Origin of the sequence: Polynucleobacter sp. MWH-Svant-W18 (genome assembly GCF_018687495.1) — a bacterium.
GTDB lineage: Bacteria > Pseudomonadota > Gammaproteobacteria > Burkholderiales > Burkholderiaceae > Polynucleobacter.
Map to the genome: position 1 here is coordinate 738,320 of NZ_CP061293.1, position 21,649 is coordinate 759,968.

The window sequence follows — 21,649 nt, forward strand, 5'->3', positions numbered from 1 at the left end:
GATTACATCTCCGCGTAGTTCGGGCCACCACCACCTTCGGGGGTAATCCAAATAATATTTTGAGTAGGATCTTTGATATCACAGGTTTTGCAATGCACGCAGTTTTGCGCATTGATTTGCAAGCGGGCTTTACCATCGGTTTCGACGTATTCGTAAACACCGGCAGGGCAATAGCGTTGCTCGGGACCAGCATAGGTCTCCAGGTTAATGTCTACTGGCACTGCATCATTTTTAAGAGTCAAATGAATAGGCTGGTTTTCGGCATGATTGGTGTTGGAGATAAATACTGAAGACAGGCGATCAAAGGTAATCTTGCCATCAGGCTTTGGATAATCAATGGGCTGATGTTGAACGGCAGGCTCGAGGCATTCATGATCAGCATGTTTGAGGTGCACTGTCCAAGGTACATTGCCGCCCAAGAGTTTTTGCTCTAGGCCAACCATCAGAGTGCCTAAGTAAAGTCCTTTTGACATCCAGGACTTGAAGTTACGTGCTTGATTGAGTTCGGTATGTAACCAGCTATTTTGGAATGCAGCAGGGTAGGCAGATAGCACATCAGCAGAGCGATTCTCGCTGAGCGCTGCGACCGCAGCCTCTGCAGCCAGCATGCCAGTCTTGATTGCGGCATGACTGCCTTTAATGCGTGATGCATTGAGGAAGCCTGCATCACAACCGATTAATGCACCACCAGGAAATACTGTTTTCGGTAGGCTATTTAAACCGCCAGCCGTCAGCGCCCGAGCACCGTAAGCTAGTCGTTTGCCACCTTCAAAAGTTTCCCGAATCTTTGGGTGTAATTTATAACGTTGGAACTCTTCAAATGGGGAGAGATAAGGGTTCTTATAGGAAAGACCCACCACCAAACCAACAGCTACTTTGTTATCTCCTAGGTGATACAGGAATGAGCCACCGTAGGTATCGTTTTCTAATGGCCAGCCAGCGGTATGCACGACTAAGCCGGGCTTGCTCTTAGAAGGTTCAACCTCCCACAGTTCTTTGATACCCAGGCCATAGCTTTGGGGATCGGCATCTTTGTCTAATGCCATCTTCGCAATGAGTTGCTTGCCGAGGTGACCCCGTGCTCCTTCAGCAAAGAGGGTGTACTTAGCACGCAATTCCATACCCAGCTGAAATTGATCGGTGGGATTACCTTCCTTATCTAAGCCCATCGAGCCAGTGATCACACCACAAACTGCGCCTTGCTCGTTGTAGAGAATTTCTGCTGCAGGAAAGCCTGGAAAAATTTCAACCCCAAGATTCTCAGCTTGTTGACCTAACCAGCGAGTGACATTTGCTAAGCTAACAATATAGTTGCCTTCATTCTTAAAGCAATGCGGCAACATCCAATTGGGAACTTGATAAGCATTGTTTTCAGTCAAGAAGAGAAATTGATCAGCAGTCACCTCTGTATGCAGAGGTGCTCCCATGGCTTTCCAATCGGGAAAGAGTTCTGTCAGTGCTTTAGGGTCCATTACCGCGCCAGACAGAATGTGTGCACCAATTTCAGAGCCCTTTTCGAGAACACAAACACTAATGTCTTTTCCGGAGTCATTGGCCAATTGTTTGGCTTTGATTGCCGCTGATAAGCCTGCAGGGCCGCCGCCAACAATGACTAAGTCATAGTCCATGGACTCCCTGGGTCCAAATTGCTCTAGCAGCTGTACAGCATCCATTCAAATTCTCCGAAATTCTCAAAAATAGGGTTTTTAGCCATGTTAGTTTAGTTCGAACTGCGAAAACCCCAATTTGTGCCATGACTGGCTGGGCTTACACCCCTAAAGCGTTATGATTGCTTTATTACCCATATCAGCAATATTAGGACGGAAAAGATGAACAAAACCTACCCATCGGCAGTAGATGCCTTGCGGGATATCTTGAAAGACGGGCAAAAAATCGCAGTTGGCGGTTTTGGCCTGTGCGGAATTCCTGAATCACTCATTCAGGCGGTCAAAGATTTGGGTGTGCAGAATTTAACTGCAATTGCAAACAACGCAGGGGTTGATGGTTTTGGATTAGGTCTCTTACTTAATTCGCGTCAAGTTAAAAAGATGGTGGCATCTTATGTTGGTGAGAACAAAGAGTTTGAGCGCCAATACTTAGCAGGTGAGTTGGAGTTGGAATTCACACCACAAGGAACCTTGGCAGAAAAATTGCGTGCCGGTGGTTGCGGCATTCCTGCGTTCTATACCAAGACCGGTGTTGGCACTTTGGTTGCTGAGGGTAAAGAAGTGAAAGAATTTGATGGCGAGAAATACATCATGGAGCGCGCGATTATTTCTGACATCTCTTTAGTGAAAGCTTGGAAAGCAGATAAGTCTGGTAACTTGGTTTATCGCTACACCGCACGCAACTTCAATCCAGTCGTAGCAATGGCAGGCAAGATCACTGTGGCTGAGGTAGAAGAGATTGTGGAGAACGGCAAACTTCACCCCGATGAAATTCATACCCCCGGTATTTATGTCCATCGCCTGGTGCTGCATAAGACTCCAGAGAAGCGTATTGAGCAGCGCACGATGACGGCAAAAGCGTAACTACCCATTAAAGAAGTAATAGAACAGAATATTTAGGAAGATTGATATGCCTTGGACTAGAGATGAAATGGCAGCCCGTGCTGCTAAAGAACTAAAAGATGGTTACTACGTGAACTTGGGTATTGGAATGCCAACCTTGGTAGCAAACCATGTGCCTAAAGATATGGAAGTATGGCTGCAATCCGAAAATGGCTTATTGGGTATCGGCCCATTTCCAACAGAAGAGACCATTGATGCTGACTTGATTAATGCTGGCAAACAAACAATTACGACTTTGCCAGGCTCATCCATTTTTTCTTCTGCTGATTCCTTCGGCATGATTCGTGGCGGCAAAATCAATATTGCGATTTTGGGTGCGATGCAAGTAAGCGAGCACGGTGACTTGGCCAACTGGATGATTCCAGGCAAGATGGTCAAAGGTATGGGTGGCGCAATGGACTTGGTGGCCGGCGTAAAGCACGTAGTTGTTCTGATGGAACACGTTGCCAAAAAGAAAGATGGCACAGAAGAGCTTAAGATTTTGCCTAAATGCACATTGCCTTTAACCGGCGTAGGTGTCATTAGCCAGATCATTACTGACCTCTGTGTTCTAGATATCACCCCTAAGGGGCTTAAGCTCACTGAATTAGCTCCGGGAGTCACTAAGGAAGAAGTGATTGCCAAAACGGGTGCCCCTGTTGATACAACAGGTTTCTAACAGCAGTCACTATTTAATGAAATAATGGAATCGCCATGTCGGGATTCCATCACTCACATTCTCATAAATCAGTGCATCAGACTAGCTCTGTTGCCGATCCTTCGCTGCATGCCCATAAAAAAGGGGATGCTCAACATAGTCATAGTAAGCAAGCGTCCAATCAAAATCTGCTTTTAATTGCCTTAATACTCACTTTAGGCTTTTCAGGTGTAGAAGCTGCCGCAGCATACTTTGCAGGTTCATTAGCTCTGATTTCAGATGCAGGGCATATGGTTACCGATGCTGCTGCTTTAGGTTTAGCTCTGTTGGCCCAAATTATTTCGCGTCGACCCCCATCGCCCAAACACTCATTCGGATTTGGCAGGGCAGAGGCGCTCGCCGCATTTGTGAACGGCATCTGCATGTTGGGCTTAGTAGCGTGGATAGTGTCTGAAGCGATTAGTCGCTTTTTTACTCCGCATCAAGTCGATGGTTTAACAGTGTCAGTGGTTGCTGCCATTGGCCTACTCATGAATATTGTGGTTGCTTGGGTGTTATCCCACGACAAGAAGAGCGTCAATACTCGTGCAGCTTTAGTGCATGTGATGGGCGACTTGCTAGGTTCTGTAGGCGCCTTATTGGCTGGTCTCGTCATTCAATTCACAGGTTGGATGCCTGCGGACGCATTGATATCCATATTAGTTTCCTTGTTAATTCTGAAATCAACCTTTTCGATTTTGGGTGAGTCCTATCACTTCTTAATGGAAGGTGTGCCTTTGCATATTGACTACTCCCGGGTTGGTAAAGACCTCAAGGGAGTGCCTGGGGTTTTGGCTGTGCATGATTTGCATGTCTGGGAAATGACCCCTGGCTTTCCGGCATTGATTGGTCATATTGAAATTGCCAATATGCAGGAGTGGCCGCAAATTATGTCCCGTATCAATACGATGTTGTTGAATGATCATGGCATTGATCATGTCACCCTTCAGCCTGAGCAGATTGGTGAAGAGGAGCATAGTCATGATCATTGCATGAAAGAGCATGCACCAACAAGCGCTATCAAACATCATGGCGATACCTTTTATGTCCAGTGCGTGAGTGGCGATGCCAGTCATCGGATGGCTTATCACGCTTGGGGAGACCCTAAAAACCCACGAGTATTGATGTGTGTCCATGGCCTAACAAGGCGCGGGAGTGACTTTAAAACTCTGGCTGAAGCCATGTGTGATGACTATTACGTTGTGTGCCCCGATATCGTTGGTAGGGGAGACTCGGATCGTTTAAGCAATCCTATGCTCTATGCAGTTCCACAATATGTTGCAGACATCATGCAACTCATTAAGACACTTGGCGTAACTCAAGTTGATTGGCTGGGCACTTCAATGGGCGGTTTGATTGGCATGGTCTATGCCGTGATGCCAAATTCTCCAATATGCAGAATGTTAATTAACGATGTCGGCCCTAAAATTGAAGCTGAAGCTATCACGCGCTTGGGTTCTTACGTTGGACAGCCATTCGAATTTACCAATCGGGCGGAAGCACTTGAGCGTTTAAATGCAATTTGCGCTACCTTCGGTGAGCACACCGCTCAGGAGTGGGAAATCTATAACGGGCCAATGCTACTAGAGCGCAATGGTAAGTGGATCATGCATTACGACGCTGATATTGCTGTGCCATTTGCTGCGGTGAATCCAATGATGGCAAAAGCTGGAGAGCTAGCCATGTGGCACGCCTTTGAACAAATTCATATTCCGATTCTGATTGTGCGCGGTGCTCAATCTGACTTGTTATCTGCGCAGACAGTAGCCAAGATGTGTCAAGTCAATCCGCATGCCCGTAGTATCGAAATTCCGAATGTGGGCCATGCTCCTGCATTTGTGAAAAAAGAACAAATTGCAATAGCCAAAGAATTCTTCAGTTAACTGTTCATAGTTGCCAATGGCAAACACTCCTAGTTCATCAGAAAAAACTGCTCTATTCAACGATGCCTGGTATGGCGAGCCAGCAGAAGTTCACGCAGCTGGGGTTTCCCAAATCCTGCAAAGCCTCAATTTAGACGAGGCCACATTAAGAGCTGCGCACAATATTGGGCGTACACATGGCAAAGAAGCGCTCACGAAATTAATTGGTGAAGAATCCGCAAAACTCTTGATCGGCTATCGTGGTCTACGTCAAGCACAGGCAAAGTTGCTCCGCGAAGACGGAGCCACCAATCTTACCGGTCAAGAAGAAATGCTCCGTAAGATGTTGTTGGCCTTTGGTGATGATCTGCGGGTAGTTCTCATTTATCTTGCCTCACGTTTACAAACCCTTCGCTGGGTAATTCAAGAAAAAATCACCATGCCTACAAGTTGGGCGCAAGAGATTCTGAATATTGATGCCTCCCTAGCGAATCGCTTAGGTATTTGGCAAATGAAGTGGGAGATGGAAGACTTGGCCTTTCGGGTAATGTCGCCTGAGGTCTATCGTGACATTGCAAAAATGTTAGACGCCAAAAGAATTGAGCGCCAAGCATTTATCGATCGAATTGTCTTGCAACTACAAGAAGAGTTGCATGCAGCTCATATTGATGGCGAGGTTTTGGGAAGGCCTAAGCATATTTATAGCATCTGGAAAAAGATGCAGGGTAAGTCACTCGACTTTGCAGATCTTTACGATGTAAGGGCATTCAGAGTATTGGTTTCAGATGTGAAGTCTTGCTATGCAGTATTAGGAATTGTGCATAACGTTTGGCAACCTGTGCCACGAGAGTTTGATGACTACATCGCACGACCAAAACCCAACGGCTACCAATCACTGCATACGGTGGTCATGAATGACGATGGCACTGCGTTTGAAGTCCAGGTGCGTACGCAAGAGATGCATCAACAGGCTGAATATGGTTTAGCAGCGCATTGGCGCTATAAAGAGGGCGCTTATGCAGGTATGGCTAGCCCGCCAAAGAGCAATAAACTAGGCGCCACTCATCAGGAAGGCACGCATAGTGCTGAGGTTGCCTACGAGCGACAGATCGCTTGGGCAAGACAGTTGATCTCTTGGAAAGAAGATGCTTGGGAGCAACTCAAGCATCATGAGATTGATGACCATATTTATGTACTTACCCCTTTGGGCAAAGTTATTTCATTAGAAAAAGGTTCAACGCCGCTTGATTTTGCGTATGCGGTACATACCAGCTTAGGTCATCGTTGCAGGGGTGCACGGGTCGATGGTGCGATGGTGCCCTTAGAGACTGCATTACAAAATGGTCAAACCATTGAAATCATTGCCGTTAAGCATGGTGGACCATCGCGCGACTGGATTAGCCCTGACAAACACTATCTCCGCTCCCAAAGAGCGCGTTCCCGAGTACGTGCTTGGTTTAATGCGCTCGACGATGAAGAGGGTGGCACTAAATCCACCGATATCAAATCTGAAGCTGTCACTGAAACCAAAACACCCGCACCCGATATTGTGCTGCGCACGAGTACACGTAAGACAGGTCAAAGTGGTGATGTGCTCGTTGTAGGCGTAGATTCCTTGTTGACGCAATTGGCCCGCTGCTGCAGGCCAGTGCCACCAGATGCGATTGCTGGATTTGTGACTCAGGGTAGAGGGGTATCGATTCATCGACGCTCCTGTAAAACATTTAGAGGTTTATTGGAGCGAGCACCCGAGCGTGTTATTCAAACCGCATGGACCTCCAGCACTGCTAATGCGGAACAGGATCAAAAAAAGGTGTTTCCTGCAGATTTAGTTGTCACTGGTCTAGATCGCCCGGATCTCATGAGGGAGTTGTTTGAGATTTTGACTAGGCAGGGCGTGCATGTGATTGATCTGCGTAAGTCTGCCAAAAAGGGGCTGGCTCAAATTCTATTGACTGTTGAGGTCAAGGATTCTGAAGTCCTGCGTGTAGTTCAAAATAGCTTGGAAGAGGTTAAAGGGGTAACCCAAGTTCGCCGTCGGTGATACAGTAAACGAAATACTTTACTGGCTTCGCATGCAATCACTTTCCCGCTCACAATTTAAAGTACTCAGCCTCTCTGCTTTAGGGGGTGTTCTCGAGTTTTACGATTTCATCATCTTTATCTACTTCGCTCGGACTATTGGCGCCTTATTTTTTCCCCCATCGATGCCTGAGTGGTTAAGTCAGTTGCAGACATTTTGTATTTTTGCTGCCGGTTATTTGGTGAGACCTGTGGGCGGAATTATCATGGCGCATTTTGGTGATACGCGTGGTAGAAAAAAGATGTTTACTCTGAGCATCTTCCTGATGGCCGTCCCCACTTTATTCATTGGCTTGATGCCAACTTATGTAGACATTGGGATCTACGCTCCTTTGCTTTTGCTCTTATTCAGAATGTTGCAAGGTGCAGCGATTGGCGGAGAGGTGCCTGGTGCATGGGTATTTGTTTCTGAGCATGTGCCACGTAAATACATTAGCTTTGCTTGCGCTGCTTTGACTGCAGGTTTAACAGGCGGCATTTTCTTGGGTGCCATGGTAGCTTTGGCAATCAACACTATCTATAGCCCACCAGAAATATTAGGCTTTGCTTGGCGTATTCCTTTTTTAGCGGGAGGCATTTTCGGGATCGTTGCTGTCATGCTGAGGCAATGGCTGCACGAGACCCCGGTCTTTCAAGCAATGCAAAAAGACATTGTGCGTAATGAGATGCCACTAAAGCGGGTCTTACTTGAACAAAGACCAGCGGTTGTTCTGACCGCATTAGTTAGTTGGGTTTTGGCCGCATCGATTGTCACTATGATTTTGATGACACCCACTTTATTGCAAACGGTATTTAAGGTTTCTCCAAAGCTAGCGTTGGAGGCTAATGGCGTTGCGACTGTCTGCCTATCAATCGGTTGCTTGGTGTTTGGAGCGCTCGCTGGAAAGTTTGGTGTTGGTAGGGTGATGTCATTCGGATCACTTGGCCTTATTTTCAGTGCGCTGTTGCTATACCAGCAAGTCAATATCTCTCACGAGCATTTATTGTTGCTGTATGGCCTCAATGGTTTTTTTGTGGGTGTGATTGCTTTGGCTCCGACGGTAGGTGTTTTGTCTTTTCCACCGGAAGTGCGCTTTTCAGGGCTATCCTTCTCTTACAATATTACCTATGCCATCTTGGGTGGCCTCACACCCATCTTCGTCAGCTTGCTGATTCCTTTTTCCAGTATGGCGCCAGCCTTTTATGTTGCGGCTTTAGGACTGCTGAATTTCGGTATTGGCCTGTATCTTGCAAAGAAACAGTTTTAACGGTTCTCAATAATCCGCCTGGATTGATATTGGCGATGCACCTGGATGTGGGTCAATAGGGTAAAATCCTCCTTTTAGGCTCGTAGCTCAGCTGGTTAGAGCACCACCTTGACATGGTGGGGGTCGTTGGTTCGAGTCCAATCGAGCCTACCAACGAATAAGACCCAATGGGGAAACCCAAGGCGCGGATGCCCAAAAGCTGCCGCGCTTTATTTTTAGATGTGTGAAGTAAGGGCGAAGTTCAGTAAATAAGATGGAGTCATCATGCTTGTAGTAACGCTACCCGATGGATCAAAACGTGAATTTGAGGCCCCAGTTCGCGTTGCGGATGTCGCTCAAAGTATCGGTAGTGGTTTGGCAAAAGCTGCCCTAGGCGGCATTGTTGACGGCAAGATGGTTGACACCAGCTTTGTCATTGATAAAGACAGTCAATTAGCCATCATCACGGACAAGAGTCCTGAGGCCTTGGAGATTGTGCGTCACTCGACTGCACACTTGTTAGCTTACGCCGTCAAAGAGTTATTTCCAGAGGCGCAAGTCACGATTGGTCCAGTGATAGACAATGGTTTTTATTACGACTTTTCTTATCATCGTCCATTTACACCAGATGACCTAATAGCGCTAGAAAAGAAAATGACTGAGCTCGCTAAAAAAGACGAGCCAGTAGTCCGTAGTGTGTTGCCCCGTGATGAAGCAGTACAGTTTTTCAAAGATCAGGGCGAGCATTACAAAGCCGAAATTATTGCCAGCATTCCACAAAATGAGGATGTGTCCTTATATGCGGAAGGTCAGTTCACTGACTTATGTCGCGGCCCCCATGTGCCTTCTACAGGAAAGCTGAAAGTCTTTAAGCTTATGAAGCTGGCTGGCGCTTACTGGCGTGGCGATAGCAAAAATGAAATGTTGCAGCGGATTTATGGCACTGCTTGGTTGCGTAAGGAAGATCAAGATGCCTATTTGCATATGCTTGAGGAGTCCGAGAAACGTGATCATCGACGCCTTGGTAAGCAGCTCGATTTATTCCATTTCCAAGAAGAGGCCCCAGGCTTAATTTTCTGGCATCCAAAAGGCTGGTCTATTTGGCAAGAGGTTGAGCAATACATGCGTCGCGTGTATCAACAAGAGGGTTATCAAGAAGTCAAGGCACCACAGATTTTGGATCGTGGTCTTTGGGAAAAATCTGGTCACTGGGAAAACTACAAAGAAAACATGTTCACGACTGAGTCAGAAAATCGTGCGTATGCATTAAAGCCGATGAACTGTCCAGGTCATGTGCAAATTTATAACTCTGGTTTACATAGCTATCGTGAGTTGCCATTACGCTTTGGTGAGTTTGGCCAATGCCACCGTAATGAACCATCGGGTGCTTTACATGGTTTGATGCGTGTGCGCGGTTTTACTCAAGATGATGGGCATATTTTCTGTACAGAAGATCAGATTCAATCTGAAGTCGCTGCATTCGATAAAGCAGTACGCGCGGTTTATCAAGATTTTGGTTTTACCGAAGTGGCTGTAAAGCTCGCTTTACGTCCAGCTAAGCGTGTTGGTGATGATGCTATTTGGGATAAAGCAGAAGAGGCCCTCCGTGGTGCATTAAAGGCTTCCGGCCAAGAATGGGAAGAATTGCCAGGCGAGGGTGCTTTTTACGGTCCGAAGATCGAATATCACCTCAAGGACTCTATTGGCCGGACTTGGCAGTGCGGCACGATTCAGGTCGATTTCTCCATGCCAGCCCGTTTAGGGGCTGAATATGTGGCTGAAGACAATAGCCGCAAGACTCCAGTCATGCTTCATAGGGCAATTGTGGGCTCCTTAGAGCGTTTTATTGGTATTTTGATCGAAAACCACGCTGGAAACATGCCGGTTTGGCTAGCTCCAACCCAGGCTGTAGTCCTGAATATCTCCGGAAATTCTGCTGCATATGCACAACAAGTGCAGCAAATGCTGAAAAAACAAGGGTTTAGAGTTGAATCCGATTTGCGGAACGAGAAAATTACGTATAAAATACGCGAGCACGCATTACAGAAGATCCCATTTTTGCTTGTTGTAGGGGATAAAGAATCTGAAAGTAATACGGTGGCCGTTCGTGCCCGTGGCGGAGTGGATTTAGGTGTAATGCCCCTTGATGCCTTCGTTGCCCGACTCCAGCAGGATATATCCCAGAAAGTCGGACCCGAGCCTAGCTAGGGGTAGACCGGTTTTTATTGTTTTTTTAAAGGAATTAAGAAGATCGCTACTGAAAAATTGCAGCGCATTAACCGGGAAATTACTGCTCCTGAAGTGCGTTTGATTGGAATTGATGGAGAACCCATTGGTGTAGTTAAGTTGAGTGAAGCCCTGGCTTTAGCGGAAGAGAAAGATACCGACTTGGTTGAAATTGCTCCGACAGCTGAACCACCTGTAGTCCGGATCATGGACTTTGGCAAATTCAAGTACCAGGAAGCGAAGCGTCAGCATGAAGCTAAGCTGAAGCAAAAAGTGATTCAGGTGAAGGAAGTGAAATTCCGTCCCGGCACAGATGATGGTGACTATGGTGTGAAGCTACGCAATCTAATCCGCTTTTTGGAAGATGGCGATAAGACAAAGATTACGTTGCGGTTTCGGGGTCGTGAAATGGCCCACCAGGAAATCGGAGCAAGAATGTTGGAACGTTTGAAGTTGGACTTACAAGAGTTTGGCCAAGTTGAACAGTTTCCAAAAATGGAAGGCCGCCAGATGGTGATGGTATTGGCCCCCATTCGTAAGGCTAAGTAAAAAGACAATTCCTTGGAACGATCTTTTTCTTATGTAGGGAGGTGCCCGAAGTGAATCACTGAGGGTGCCGGTAGTTAGAAGTGCTTCTGGGTACAGGAAGAGTGACCGTCGGTTACCACCTATGTTGCACAAGTAGAAGAAGGGGTGCTTTATGCCCAAGATGAAGAGCAAGAGTAGCGCGAAGAAGCGCTTCACGGTTCGCGCAGGCGGAACGATCAAACGAGGTCAGGCTTTCAAACGCCACATCCTCACGAAGAAGACCACAAAGAATAAGCGTCATTTGCGTGGTTCCACAGAAGTTGCGAAAGCTGACGTTAAGTCAATTCGCTCCATGCTTCCTTACGCTTAACCTCAGACTAAATTAGGAGAATTCAATGCCAAGAGTCAAACGTGGGGTTACAGCAAGAGCCCGTCATAAAAAAATCACTGATGCCGCAACCGGTTACCGCGGTCGTCGTAAAAACGTATTCCGTATTGCTAAGCAAGCGGTTATGCGTGCTGGTCAATATGCCTATCGTGACCGTCGCAACAAGAAACGTGTATTCCGCGCTTTGTGGATTGCTCGTATCAACGCGGCAGTTCGTCAGCATGACATGACCTATAGCGTATTCATGAATGGTATGAAGAAGGCTGCGATCGAACTCGACCGCAAAGTGCTTTCTGATATGGCCATTGCTGACAAAGCGGCTTTTGCTGCTTTGGTTACTCGGATCAAATCCGTAGTAAACGCTGCAGCTTAATCTTAGTTTTCTAAACTAAGCTGCAATGGTTTCTCTCGACCAAATTGTCGAGGATGCTAAACGTGATTTCCTCGGAGCTGCCGATGCGGCAGCTCTTGAGGACGCGAAAGCCAAGTATCTCGGTAAGTCAGGTGTTCTCACTGAGCGTTTAAAAGCGCTTGGTGGAATGTCGCCTGAGGAGCGCAAGAGTGCTGGCGCCCAAATTAATCAAATCAAAACCCAAGTAGAGGCGGCATTGCAAGAGCGTCGCCAAGCTTTGGCGGATGCTGTGTTGCTGCAACGTCTAGCGGCAGAGTCCATCGACGTCTCTATGCCTGGTCGTGGCCAAGCAGTGGGAAGCCTGCATCCCGTGATGCGCACCTGGGAGCGGGTGGAGGAGATCTTCCGTTCGATTGGTTTTGATGTAGCAGATGGCCCTGAAATTGAAACCGATTGGTTTAATTTCACAGCCTTAAATAGTCCAGAGAATCATCCTGCGCGCTCGATGCAGGATACTTTTTACATTGACGGCAAAGATGGCAACGGAAAGCCACTGCTATTGCGTACTCATACGAGTCCAATTCAGGTGCGCTATGCCAGTGAGCATGTCAAAAAATATGCTCATGCAGATGTCATGCCGCCAATTAAGGTGATTGCACCAGGCAGAACCTACCGTGTGGATAGTGATGCAACGCATTCCCCGATGTTCCATCAAGTTGAAGGCTTATGGATTGCCGAAAGCGTTTCATTTGCGGATCTCAAAGGGGTCTATACCGATTTCTTGAGAACCTTCTTTGAAACGAATGCATTGCAAGTGCGTTTTCGTCCTTCGTATTTCCCATTTACAGAACCTTCTGCTGAAATCGATATGGCCTTTGGGAGCGGCAAACTTGCCGGCCGTTGGCTAGAGATTTCTGGAGCGGGGCAAGTGCATCCTAATGTATTGCGCAATATGGGGATTGACCCTGAACGCTACACTGGCTTCGCATTTGGCTCTGGTTTAGAGCGCTTAACCATGTTGCGTTATGGCGTTGATGACTTGCGTCTGTTCTTTGAAAACGATTTGCGCTTCTTGGCGCAGTTTCCTGCATAACAAATACTAATTAGATCGCGCTATGCAATTTTCTGAATCTTGGCTCCGTCAGTATGTGAACCCATCACTCGATAGTGATGCATTAGGTCATGCCATGACGATGGCTGGCCTAGAAGTAGAAGAGCAACATTCCGTAGCCCCAGCATTTACCAAAATCGTAGTTGCACAAATTTTATCTGCTGAGCAACATCCTGATGCTGATCGCCTACGCGTTTGCAAAGTAGATGCTGGCACAGGTCAGGAATTGCAAATTGTTTGTGGCGCACCCAATGCCCGTGCTGGGATCAAGATTCCATGTGCCCTAGTCGGCGCTGAGCTGCCCCCAGCCGAAGCGGGCGGCAAGCCTTTTATGATTAAAGTAGGTAAGCTGCGTGGCGTTGAGAGTCAAGGCATGTTGTGCTCAGGTCGCGAGCTTGGTCTTGGTGAAGATCACGAAGGCATTCTTGAGTTGCCAGCCGATGCGCCTGTTGGCGAAGATATTCGTAAGTATCTTGACTTGGATGACCAGGTTTTTGTCATCAAGTTAACCCCAAATAAAGCAGACTGCTTGTCTTTGCTAGGTATGGCCAGAGAAGTCTCTGCAATCACTGGCGCTACTCTCTGTAAACCTCAATGGCAGACGCCCGCAGTATCAATTGATGAGAAACGCAAAGTGACTGTAGAAAATACTGAGCTCTGCGGACGTTTTGCTGGCCGAGTCATTCGTGGCGTGAACCCACAAGCTAAAACCCCTGATTGGATTGTGAAGCGTTTATCACGAGCGGGTCAAAGAAGTATTTCTGCATTAGTTGATCTTTCTAACTATGTGATGTTAGAGATGGGTCAACCTACTCATGTGTTTGATATCGATAAGCTCGAAGGTGACATTACTGTGCGTTGGGCTAAGACTGGTGAAACGCTAGAGTTGCTCAATGGTCAAACAGTAAGCTTGCAGGGTTTAGATTCAGCCGGCAAATTGCAGGATGCTGGTGTAGTAGCTGATCAAAATGGTCCCGTTGCTCTTGCAGGGATTATGGGTGGCAACCATTGCGCTGTATCTGACAACACCAAGAATATTTATGTTGAAGCAGCCTATTGGTTGCCTTCAGCAATTCAGGGTCGTGCCCGTCGCTTTAATTTCAGCACAGATGCGGCTCATCGTTTCGAGCGTGGTGTCGATCCACAAAACACAGTGAACTGCCTAGAGTACCTAAGTTCTCTGATCATAGAGGTATGCGGCGGTCAAGCCGGCCCGATAGATGATCAAGTACTCAATGTACCCGAGCGTAAAACAGTCAATATGCGTTTAGCACGCGCTGAAAAAGTCATTGGTATTCCGCTTACTAAAGAAGTGGTTGCCGATGTGTTTAAGCGTCTCGGTTTTGAATTCAAGCAAGAGGGTGATGTCTTTATTGTTACCCCTCCAAGCTATCGTTTTGATATTGAAATTGAAGAAGATTTAATTGAAGAAGTTGCACGTATGTACGGCTTCGAAAATATTCCTGACCAACCTCCAGTGGCCTCGCTCAAAATGAGTGCTAAAGCTGAAGCGAAGCGGGGTATTCATTTGCTACGTCAGCGTTTGGCATTGCAAGGCTATCAAGAGGCCGTGAATTTTGGATTTACTGATCTTGAAAGTGAGCAACGCCTTGCTGGTGCACAAGAACAAGACCTCATTAAAGTACTCAATCCAATCGCTAATCAGTATGGCGTGATGCGCAGCACTTTATGGGGTGGTTTATTAAACAATCTCAAGGCCAACTTAAATCGTGGCGCTGGTCGTGTAAGACTTTTTGAGCTTGGCCGTGTATTTAAGCGGGATTCCAGCGTTCAAGAAGAGCCTGGCAAGGTGGCTAGCTTTGTACAGCCCCAGAAGATGGGTGGCTTGGCTTACGGAGCGTTTGTACCAGAGCAATGGGCAAGTGCTAATCGAGTAGTGGATTTTTTTGATGTGAAGGGCGATTTAGAGCGAGCTCTGGATCCTTTGCATTTTGTTACCGAAGCTGCACAGCATCCCGCATTGCATCCCGGTCGTTCTGCTCAAGTCTTTCTTAAAACCAAAGCCAACAACATTGCAGTAGGCTGGATTGGTGAATTGCATCCAGGCTTACAACAGGCTTATGAGCTTCCACAGGCGCCAGTACTTTTTGAAATCGATTTAGAGCCGATCAGAGAGCTGGGCTTACCCCAGCCAGAAGAATTAAGTAAGTTTCCGGCAGTGCAACGCGATTTAGCTGTAGTTGTAAAGCAAGCTGTTTCAGCGCAATCGTTATTGGATGCGATGACAGCCTCTAAGCAAAATTTTGTCCGCACGATTGAGCTCTTTGATGAGTTCAAGCCAAAGGCTGGCTCAAGCAGCATGGCTGAAGATGAAAAGAGTTTGGCGTTCCGTGTGACCTTGTTAAATTCGCAAGAAACGCTACAGGATCCCCAAATTGATGCAGTTATGGCCGCTTTATTGGGCGCAGTCGAAAAAAAGTGCGTAGCTCGTCTGCGCTAGGTTTAGTATTACGAAAACATCAAATAAATTGTTATAAAAGAGACTGGCAATGAGCGAAATCAATACCAACGACACTGTTACCAAAAATGAATTATCAGAAGCGCTCTTTGATCAGGTAGGCTTAAATAAGCGTGAAGCAAAAGATATGATTGATGCTTTCTTTGATCGCATTGGTCAGTCCCTTGAATCTGGTGTTGAAGTAAAAATCTCCGGCTTTGGTAATTTCCAGTTGCGTAATAAATCGGCTCGTCCTGGCCGAAACCCAAAGACAGGCCAAATGATTCCAATAGCGGCAAGACGTGTAGTTACTTTTCACGCAAGTCAAAAGCTGAAAGATGTAGTGGAGTCACATGCTCGAGAAAACCGAGTTTGATGCCAGCTCGGCCTTACCGAGCTCTCAACTTCCCCCAATACCCGCTAAGCGCTATTTCACCATTGGTGAAGTGGCCGAGTTGTGTGGCGTCCGTTCCCATGTCCTGCGTTACTGGGAGCAGGAGTTTTCACAACTGAGCCCCCAAAAGCGTCGTGGCAATCGCCGCTACTACCAGCATCATGAAGTCGTATTGATTCGTAAGATTAGAGCGCTGCTTTATGAAGAGGGATTCACGATCAGCGGCGCCAGAAACCGTCTTGATGAAGTCCGCGGCGAACTGCGTTTGCGCGAAGAACTGCAAGCGGTTCTGCAGATTCTGTCTAAATAGTTACTGATACAATTTTGTCTTTCGTCGGGGCGTAGCGCAGCCTGGTAGCGTACATGCATGGGGTGCATGTGGTCGGAGGTTCAAATCCTCTCGCCCCGACCAAAAATACATATTAAAATCAATGACTTACAAATATGTTTTTAGTTTTGGTGGCGTTTTAGTGTCATTTTGATTCTCTTGCCCCCTTATTTCTTCCATTTTTTGAATTCTATTTACCTCTTCAACCTGCTTAATCTAGACGGGTTAAAAACTCTAATCTCGGCAAAACTCAGTTGTATTGGGGGCTCACTTATGACCGCATGTCTAAAGTTAGCAGTCATTCAAATAAAGCCTTTTTGTAGGGGGCTGTCAGGCAATTATCGGCCACTAGTAGCCCCTCGAGCAGAGGATTGAGAGGCTCTAATGGATGAGTTCAACCAAAAAGGTTATGAAGAAATGCTATATTTGAAATCATATTTCAACCGAGCTCTTTTAAATTTGTCTTCGCCTAAATGAAAAAAATATTCCTACTTCTGTTTTTATTAATAACGATATCTTTTTCAGCAATTCATGCTGCAGAAATTAAAGTGGCAGCGGTTGAATTTAATCCGGTCGAGCAGAATCTTCAGGGCAACATTGATGCAATAGTGGCTAAAGTAACTGCTGCCTCTCAGAATGGTGCTCAATTAATCGTTTTGCCCGAGGTTGCTGCAACTGGTTGGATTATCGCTAGCAAAAATGACTCGGATACTATTCCAGGAAAAGCTACTGCTGCGATGGAAAAGATAACGAAAAAATATAATAACTATGTTGTAGTTGGTTTATATGAAAACGATCCTATAACTGGATTAACGCACAATGCAGCCGCTCTGATCGGGCCTAAGGGCTATATTGGCAAGTATCGAAAAAATCAAATTCCAGAGGGGGACTTTAATACTGCTGCGCCAGGTAATTTAGGTTTCCCAGTATTTGATACTGACATTGGCAGAATAGGAATCCTCATTTGTTTTGATGACAGTCGGCTGCAGTCTTTATTGATTCCAAGTCTACGAGGCGCAGACATTTTAGCGATGCCGATTGGCTCAGATACTACGCCTAAGTTTGAAAAAATGAGTAATGGTAACCATTCAACGATTGCAAATATAGCCACCTTATCCCCTTGGATTGGAATCAATACGGTTGCAACTAATCAAGCTGGTTTAGTGAAGATCCCGAAACTTAATTTTGTTGATCAGTTTACCGGCGGATCTTCCATATGGAGCGCCACCGGTAAACAACTTGCTAGCTCGAAGGCGGGTACATGGACAAAGCCTGAAGAGCCAACCATCATTTATGCCAAGATAGATACCAGCAAGAAAAGTGAACAAAAAGAATTTTGGTTAAAACATCGTCGCCCAGAACTATATGGCATCTATAACTTATACAAGGCACCTGTCGATCCTGTTGCCAACAATACGCAAAATCAGATCGCAGCGCTTTTGTTGCAATATGAGTCAATTAATGGCGATGTAGATGCTAATGCAAAAAAAGTAGATAGCTTAATCAAGGCCAATCCCAATGGATTTAATCTCGCGGTATTACCGTTCAATTCATTTCTGGGCAAGGTGACTTTAGATAAAAATAATATCGCCAAATATGCTGAGACTCTTGATGGTAAGAGCGCCTCCCTGGCATCTACGTTAGCTAAAAATTACAGCACCTATCTTTTGTTTTCAATGCCTGAAGTTAATAATGGCAAGTACTATGAAACTGCAGTCTTGTTTGATTTCAACGGAAAGCAAGCTGGTATTTATCGCAAGTCCCATCTGAACGATAGCGAAAGGCAGTGGGCCATAGCTGGTAATGATTTACCAGTATTTAATACCAATGATTTGGGTAGGTTAGCAGTAATGCTAAATGATGAAGTGCGCATTCCTGAGCTAACTGAAATCTATGCCTTAAATCGAGCGGATCTGATTTTGATTCCAGCAATGTATGACGGAAAAAGCTATGGCGGAGAGGTTAATATTCCTAAAGGCTTGGTGCCTGAGGCCAGTAACCGTGGCATGTACATGTGGTATGACATCGCTAAATATTCTCAGGCTTACACATTAGTAGCTAATTATTTACCAAAAGAAACCAATGGTTTTAATGCGAGTGCCTTGTACTCATTAGTACCAGAGGGTGGTTACTATCCACCAAATATCGCCCCTAATAAAGAGGCTGCCTATCAGGTCTCATTTACAACACATTTACAAAACAATTTATGGATTGACCAGCAAAAGTTAGTGGTGGGTAGACGCTATGAACTTGCGGTACCTCTAACTTTAGATTCCCAAGGAGCGTGTCTTAAAGAGTGGCGAAAAGATTCCACCAATAGAGAAGCATGCCCTAAAGTAGCTAGCGGAAAATAAATCCAGAGACCGACAACACATTTGCTTAGACACCGAGCAGACCACCCGCAGACCCAATCTTTATAGGGGTCTGTCATGGGCTTCCGCCCTCATAATCCTTTGGTCCTAGATTCAAGTCCTGATGGGACAACAAAGAAACGCTTAAACTATCCTCAGTTGTTTTTTATTTGCGACCATCTCTTATGGGTCGGAAACTGTCCAATGGGGTGAGTGGACCCAGATATCTCAAATCGGTCAAAAGGAGTCAGGAAGGATTCAAACTCGCGGCCAACAGATTTATCTCTTACTGAAGTAGCTTCTATCGAGCTGATTAGGTAGATTACGAAAAATGCCTTCTACATCACAAAATCAGGCAATTGACGTGGATAATCCACTAAGATTTAGGTATGAATGACCGGAGAAATTAATGAATTCAATTTACAACCGCATGGTTTTAGCTAATAAAGTGTCGATAAAAACACTATTTGTAATTTTTGCCGTTCTTATTGCTGCCCTGGTGATAAGCGCTTGCGATAAAAAGTCATTTAAGGCCGAGGTTAAGTATGCGCAGGTTGGGGATGTCAAATTGGCTTATTACACCCGCGGAGAGGGCCCACCACTACTGATGATCAACGGCTTTCTTTCCACAATGTCTTTGTGGGATCCTGCTCTTTTAGCGGAGTTATCAAAAAATAACCAACTTATTATTTTTGATAACCGGGGTGTAGGCTTATCCACCGATACAGCTGAAAACAACACGACCATGGAACAAATGGCTGATGATGCTGCGGGCTTGGCCAAAGAACTGGGTTTCAAAAAGGTCAATATACTTGGTTGGTCAATGGGCGCTCGGATTGCGCAACAGTTTTTAATTAGGCATCCAGATGTGATTAATAAAGCGGTTTTAGCTGCCGCTAATCCGGGCGGTAGTTTTCAGATACCTGCCTCAGAGGACGTCGAGAGTAAATTGAATAACCCCAACATTCCGGAGATGGAAAAGTTGGGTTTAGTTTTTACAGACAATGCAGTAGGAAAATTGGCTGCCACTGAAGTTTTGGGGCGCATCAAATTAGCAGTAGAAAATGGAGTGCTGCCGAATGACTTTAAGGTCTCCAAAGAAACAACCGTGCGTCAAGATCGGGCGCGCACCACTTTATGGAGTAGCAACCAGAGCAATTTCGAAGATCTTAAAAATATTAAAACCCCAGTATTAATCACTGATGGCCGTTACGATGTAATTGATATTCCAAAAAACTCACAGTTAATTGCTAGTCAGATACCGTATTCTTGGCTGGCATATTACGACGGAGGTCATGCGTTCTTGTTTCAGCAATACGGACGCTTTGCAGAAACTGTAAATGCATTTTTAAAATGAATTAGGTTTCGCGCCGTATTAAGTGCAACCTTCGGGTGGTTTTTTTGCTGACGGACTCTTATGGGTTGGACTCTGCTATCTAGATTGAATTGGTATGAATGGCTACTTTATAACCTAAAGCAGTTTAACGGAAGCATGGTCTTCGGATGCTTCAATCTATAATTTGGATGTTGGTTTGGAATTGAAGGCATTAAATGCAATCCATAATTCTGGTGGCGTTTTGGTGGCGGTCGTGTGCCAATTTATGACGAATCATGATGAGCGACATCGGCTGCAAGCCTTATAGAACTTAGTCATGGGCTATCATGATCGGTCGTCGAATAGGTTCAAATCCTCTCGCCCCGACCACGAATTCCTGCCTCACTCCAACATTCACGTCTTAGTGATTCTCAATTCAGTAGCCGTGAGCCTGTTTTAATTCCTGATTTACTTAAAAATTCACCATAATCGATTATATTAATTATAAATATTATGTAGATTAAGCATTATTTATTCTATTAAAGCCTTGAAATTAAAGGTTAATATGAATATATTGCTAGATTAATAAATCTATATATAATTAGCCTATTAATAGTATTAAAGCTATTTCAAATAACCTATTATTCGGAGAAAAAAATATCAATGCCTTCTTATAAAGACCTATTAGCTCAGCGCGAGCAGTTAGATAAACAGATTAAAGAAGCAATTGCCCTTGAAAAGGCTGACGGCATCGCTAAGGCTAAAGCCATCATTGAGCACTATGGCTTAAGTGCATCCGATCTATTCAGCCGTAAAGCCGGCGGTAAAAGTGCAGGTGGTAAGGTAGCCCCTAAATACCGTAACCCATCCACAGGCGAGACTTGGACAGGTCGCGGTAAGGCTCCGAAGTGGATTGATGGTAAAGATCGCAGTAATTACCTGATCTAATCTAGATTCACCCAGTTTGAGTAATAAGGCCGCATTTGCGGCCTTATTGCATTGATGCCCTAGGATTAGCTTAGACCGTGGCTTATGCGCATTTTTTGGATAATGCCTCTATAAAGATGGGCTCTAGCAGTTCATGCCAGCCGCCCTGAGGCCAAGATTGATCGGTCTCTGGATTGGTCGCTGGGTAGGGAATAATGAGTGGGTTGAGCTCAATTAAGTCATTTTCCAACGCTTCTTCGAGATTTTCACCAAGCGCTAGCCTTTTTCCGTGATTCTCATCGGCGAGGGCCAAAACTCCTGGGTGGAGTTTGATAAAACCTTCATCTACTAGGATAGGAATCTTCTGTGTGTCCCTGTTTTTGCTCAGATAATGGATTAAATGTACTTGTTCCACAGGCGGAATGAGGGCATCTAAAAAGATCAAATCTGGAGCGATTGAGACAGCCTTCATGAGTCCTTCTAGGCTATCTACGGATACTTCCATTTCTACCTTCAGTTGCCAATCTTGAATGGATTCCAGAAGGTCCTGACTGTTTTCTGATCTACGGAATATGCCCATTGCAATACAGTGTTGGCTGGTTTTTTGGCGCATTGCACGTTTACGCCGCTGTAATTGCTGGTCTAAAGAGCTGGCAAGAATTCTTCTGTGCCCGCCACGGGTTTTCCAGGCAACCAATTCGCCCAATTCCACCATTTTTTGTACAGTGCCCAGTGACACCTGCAAAATCTTGGCGCTCTGCCTAGTGCTGAGATATTCCATTTCCGGAGTAACAGTTTTCATATTTCCCTTAATTTCATTAATTCACTTGAAGATTTAGAGAATAAAAATCAACT

The 21,649-nt window shown here is 45.7% G+C and carries 18 protein-coding genes and 2 tRNA genes; 18 read left to right on the forward strand and 2 right to left on the reverse strand.

Features of this window, described 5'->3' with window-relative positions; genetic code table 11:
- Nucleotides 1-2 precede the first annotated feature (2 nt).
- A complete protein-coding gene (locus tag C2757_RS03890; RefSeq protein WP_215376377.1) occupies nucleotides 3-1,673 on the reverse strand; it encodes an electron transfer flavoprotein-ubiquinone oxidoreductase in 1,671 nt (556 codons plus the stop codon).
- Between the two features lie 156 nt (nucleotides 1,674-1,829).
- Here C2757_RS03890 and C2757_RS03895 point away from each other — a divergent pair, with 156 nt between their 5' ends.
- The 18 genes from C2757_RS03895 (at nucleotide 1,830) to C2757_RS03980 (ending at nucleotide 20,815) form a co-directional block, all read left to right on the forward strand.
- The gene (locus C2757_RS03895) at nucleotides 1,830-2,531 is read left to right on the forward strand and encodes a CoA transferase subunit A (RefSeq protein WP_215376379.1); all 702 of its coding nucleotides are present in this window, start codon (nucleotides 1,830-1,832) and stop codon (nucleotides 2,529-2,531) included.
- A gap of 46 nt (nucleotides 2,532-2,577) precedes the next feature.
- Nucleotides 2,578-3,228 carry a CoA transferase subunit B gene (locus tag C2757_RS03900; RefSeq protein WP_068321494.1) on the forward strand — a complete coding sequence of 217 codons (651 nt, stop codon included), beginning with the start codon at nucleotides 2,578-2,580 and terminating at the stop codon, nucleotides 3,226-3,228.
- 35 nt (nucleotides 3,229-3,263) lie between these two features.
- The gene (locus C2757_RS03905) at nucleotides 3,264-5,129 is read left to right on the forward strand and encodes an alpha/beta fold hydrolase (protein ID WP_215376382.1); all 1,866 of its coding nucleotides are present in this window, start codon (nucleotides 3,264-3,266) and stop codon (nucleotides 5,127-5,129) included.
- A gap of 16 nt (nucleotides 5,130-5,145) precedes the next feature.
- Nucleotides 5,146-7,152 carry a bifunctional (p)ppGpp synthetase/guanosine-3',5'-bis(diphosphate) 3'-pyrophosphohydrolase gene (locus C2757_RS03910; protein ID WP_215376385.1) on the forward strand — a complete coding sequence of 669 codons (2,007 nt, stop codon included), beginning with the start codon at nucleotides 5,146-5,148 and terminating at the stop codon, nucleotides 7,150-7,152.
- Between the two features lie 31 nt (nucleotides 7,153-7,183).
- The gene (locus tag C2757_RS03915) at nucleotides 7,184-8,437 is read left to right on the forward strand and encodes an MFS transporter (protein ID WP_215376388.1); all 1,254 of its coding nucleotides are present in this window, start codon (nucleotides 7,184-7,186) and stop codon (nucleotides 8,435-8,437) included.
- A 76-nt stretch (nucleotides 8,438-8,513) separates the two neighbouring features.
- A tRNA-Val gene (locus tag C2757_RS03920) sits at nucleotides 8,514-8,590 on the forward strand.
- A gap of 111 nt (nucleotides 8,591-8,701) precedes the next feature.
- On the forward strand, nucleotides 8,702-10,624 hold the full coding sequence (gene thrS, locus C2757_RS03925) for a threonine--tRNA ligase (protein WP_215376390.1): 1,923 nt from the start codon (nucleotides 8,702-8,704) through the stop codon (nucleotides 10,622-10,624).
- Between the two features lie 42 nt (nucleotides 10,625-10,666).
- Nucleotides 10,667-11,191: a translation initiation factor IF-3 gene (infC, locus tag C2757_RS03930; RefSeq protein ID WP_215376865.1), complete on the forward strand. Its 525-nt coding sequence runs from the start codon at nucleotides 10,667-10,669 to the stop codon at nucleotides 11,189-11,191.
- A gap of 151 nt (nucleotides 11,192-11,342) precedes the next feature.
- The gene (gene rpmI, locus C2757_RS03935) at nucleotides 11,343-11,540 is read left to right on the forward strand and encodes a 50S ribosomal protein L35 (RefSeq protein ID WP_011902674.1); all 198 of its coding nucleotides are present in this window, start codon (nucleotides 11,343-11,345) and stop codon (nucleotides 11,538-11,540) included.
- Between the two features lie 25 nt (nucleotides 11,541-11,565).
- On the forward strand, nucleotides 11,566-11,931 hold the full coding sequence (rplT, locus tag C2757_RS03940; protein ID WP_011902675.1) for a 50S ribosomal protein L20: 366 nt from the start codon (nucleotides 11,566-11,568) through the stop codon (nucleotides 11,929-11,931).
- A 25-nt stretch (nucleotides 11,932-11,956) separates the two neighbouring features.
- Nucleotides 11,957-13,003: a phenylalanine--tRNA ligase subunit alpha gene (pheS, locus tag C2757_RS03945; RefSeq protein WP_215376393.1), complete on the forward strand. Its 1,047-nt coding sequence runs from the start codon at nucleotides 11,957-11,959 to the stop codon at nucleotides 13,001-13,003.
- A gap of 22 nt (nucleotides 13,004-13,025) precedes the next feature.
- The gene (pheT, locus tag C2757_RS03950; RefSeq protein WP_215376396.1) at nucleotides 13,026-15,482 is read left to right on the forward strand and encodes a phenylalanine--tRNA ligase subunit beta; all 2,457 of its coding nucleotides are present in this window, start codon (nucleotides 13,026-13,028) and stop codon (nucleotides 15,480-15,482) included.
- Nucleotides 15,483-15,531: 49 nt separating this feature from the next.
- On the forward strand, nucleotides 15,532-15,855 hold the full coding sequence (locus C2757_RS03955) for an integration host factor subunit alpha (protein ID WP_215376399.1): 324 nt from the start codon (nucleotides 15,532-15,534) through the stop codon (nucleotides 15,853-15,855).
- Complete coding sequence (locus C2757_RS03960; protein ID WP_215376402.1) at nucleotides 15,833-16,183, forward strand: MerR family transcriptional regulator; 351 nt, start codon at nucleotides 15,833-15,835, stop codon at nucleotides 16,181-16,183. Before C2757_RS03955 ends, C2757_RS03960 begins: the two co-directional genes overlap by 23 nt.
- 25 nt (nucleotides 16,184-16,208) lie before the next feature.
- A tRNA-Pro gene (locus C2757_RS03965) sits at nucleotides 16,209-16,285 on the forward strand.
- A gap of 389 nt (nucleotides 16,286-16,674) precedes the next feature.
- Nucleotides 16,675-18,555: a carbon-nitrogen hydrolase family protein gene (locus C2757_RS03970; RefSeq protein WP_215376405.1), complete on the forward strand. Its 1,881-nt coding sequence runs from the start codon at nucleotides 16,675-16,677 to the stop codon at nucleotides 18,553-18,555.
- A gap of 406 nt (nucleotides 18,556-18,961) precedes the next feature.
- Complete coding sequence (locus C2757_RS03975) at nucleotides 18,962-19,909, forward strand: alpha/beta fold hydrolase (protein ID WP_215376408.1); 948 nt, start codon at nucleotides 18,962-18,964, stop codon at nucleotides 19,907-19,909.
- A 621-nt stretch (nucleotides 19,910-20,530) separates the two neighbouring features.
- Nucleotides 20,531-20,815: an H-NS family nucleoid-associated regulatory protein gene (locus C2757_RS03980; RefSeq protein ID WP_215376410.1), complete on the forward strand. Its 285-nt coding sequence runs from the start codon at nucleotides 20,531-20,533 to the stop codon at nucleotides 20,813-20,815.
- An 82-nt stretch (nucleotides 20,816-20,897) separates the two neighbouring features.
- Here the strand turns inward: C2757_RS03980 and C2757_RS03985 are convergent, their stop codons facing one another.
- Nucleotides 20,898-21,596, reverse strand: coding sequence for a helix-turn-helix domain-containing protein (locus C2757_RS03985; protein ID WP_215376412.1), 699 nt, complete (start codon nucleotides 21,594-21,596; stop codon nucleotides 20,898-20,900).
- Nucleotides 21,597-21,649 lie beyond the last annotated feature (53 nt).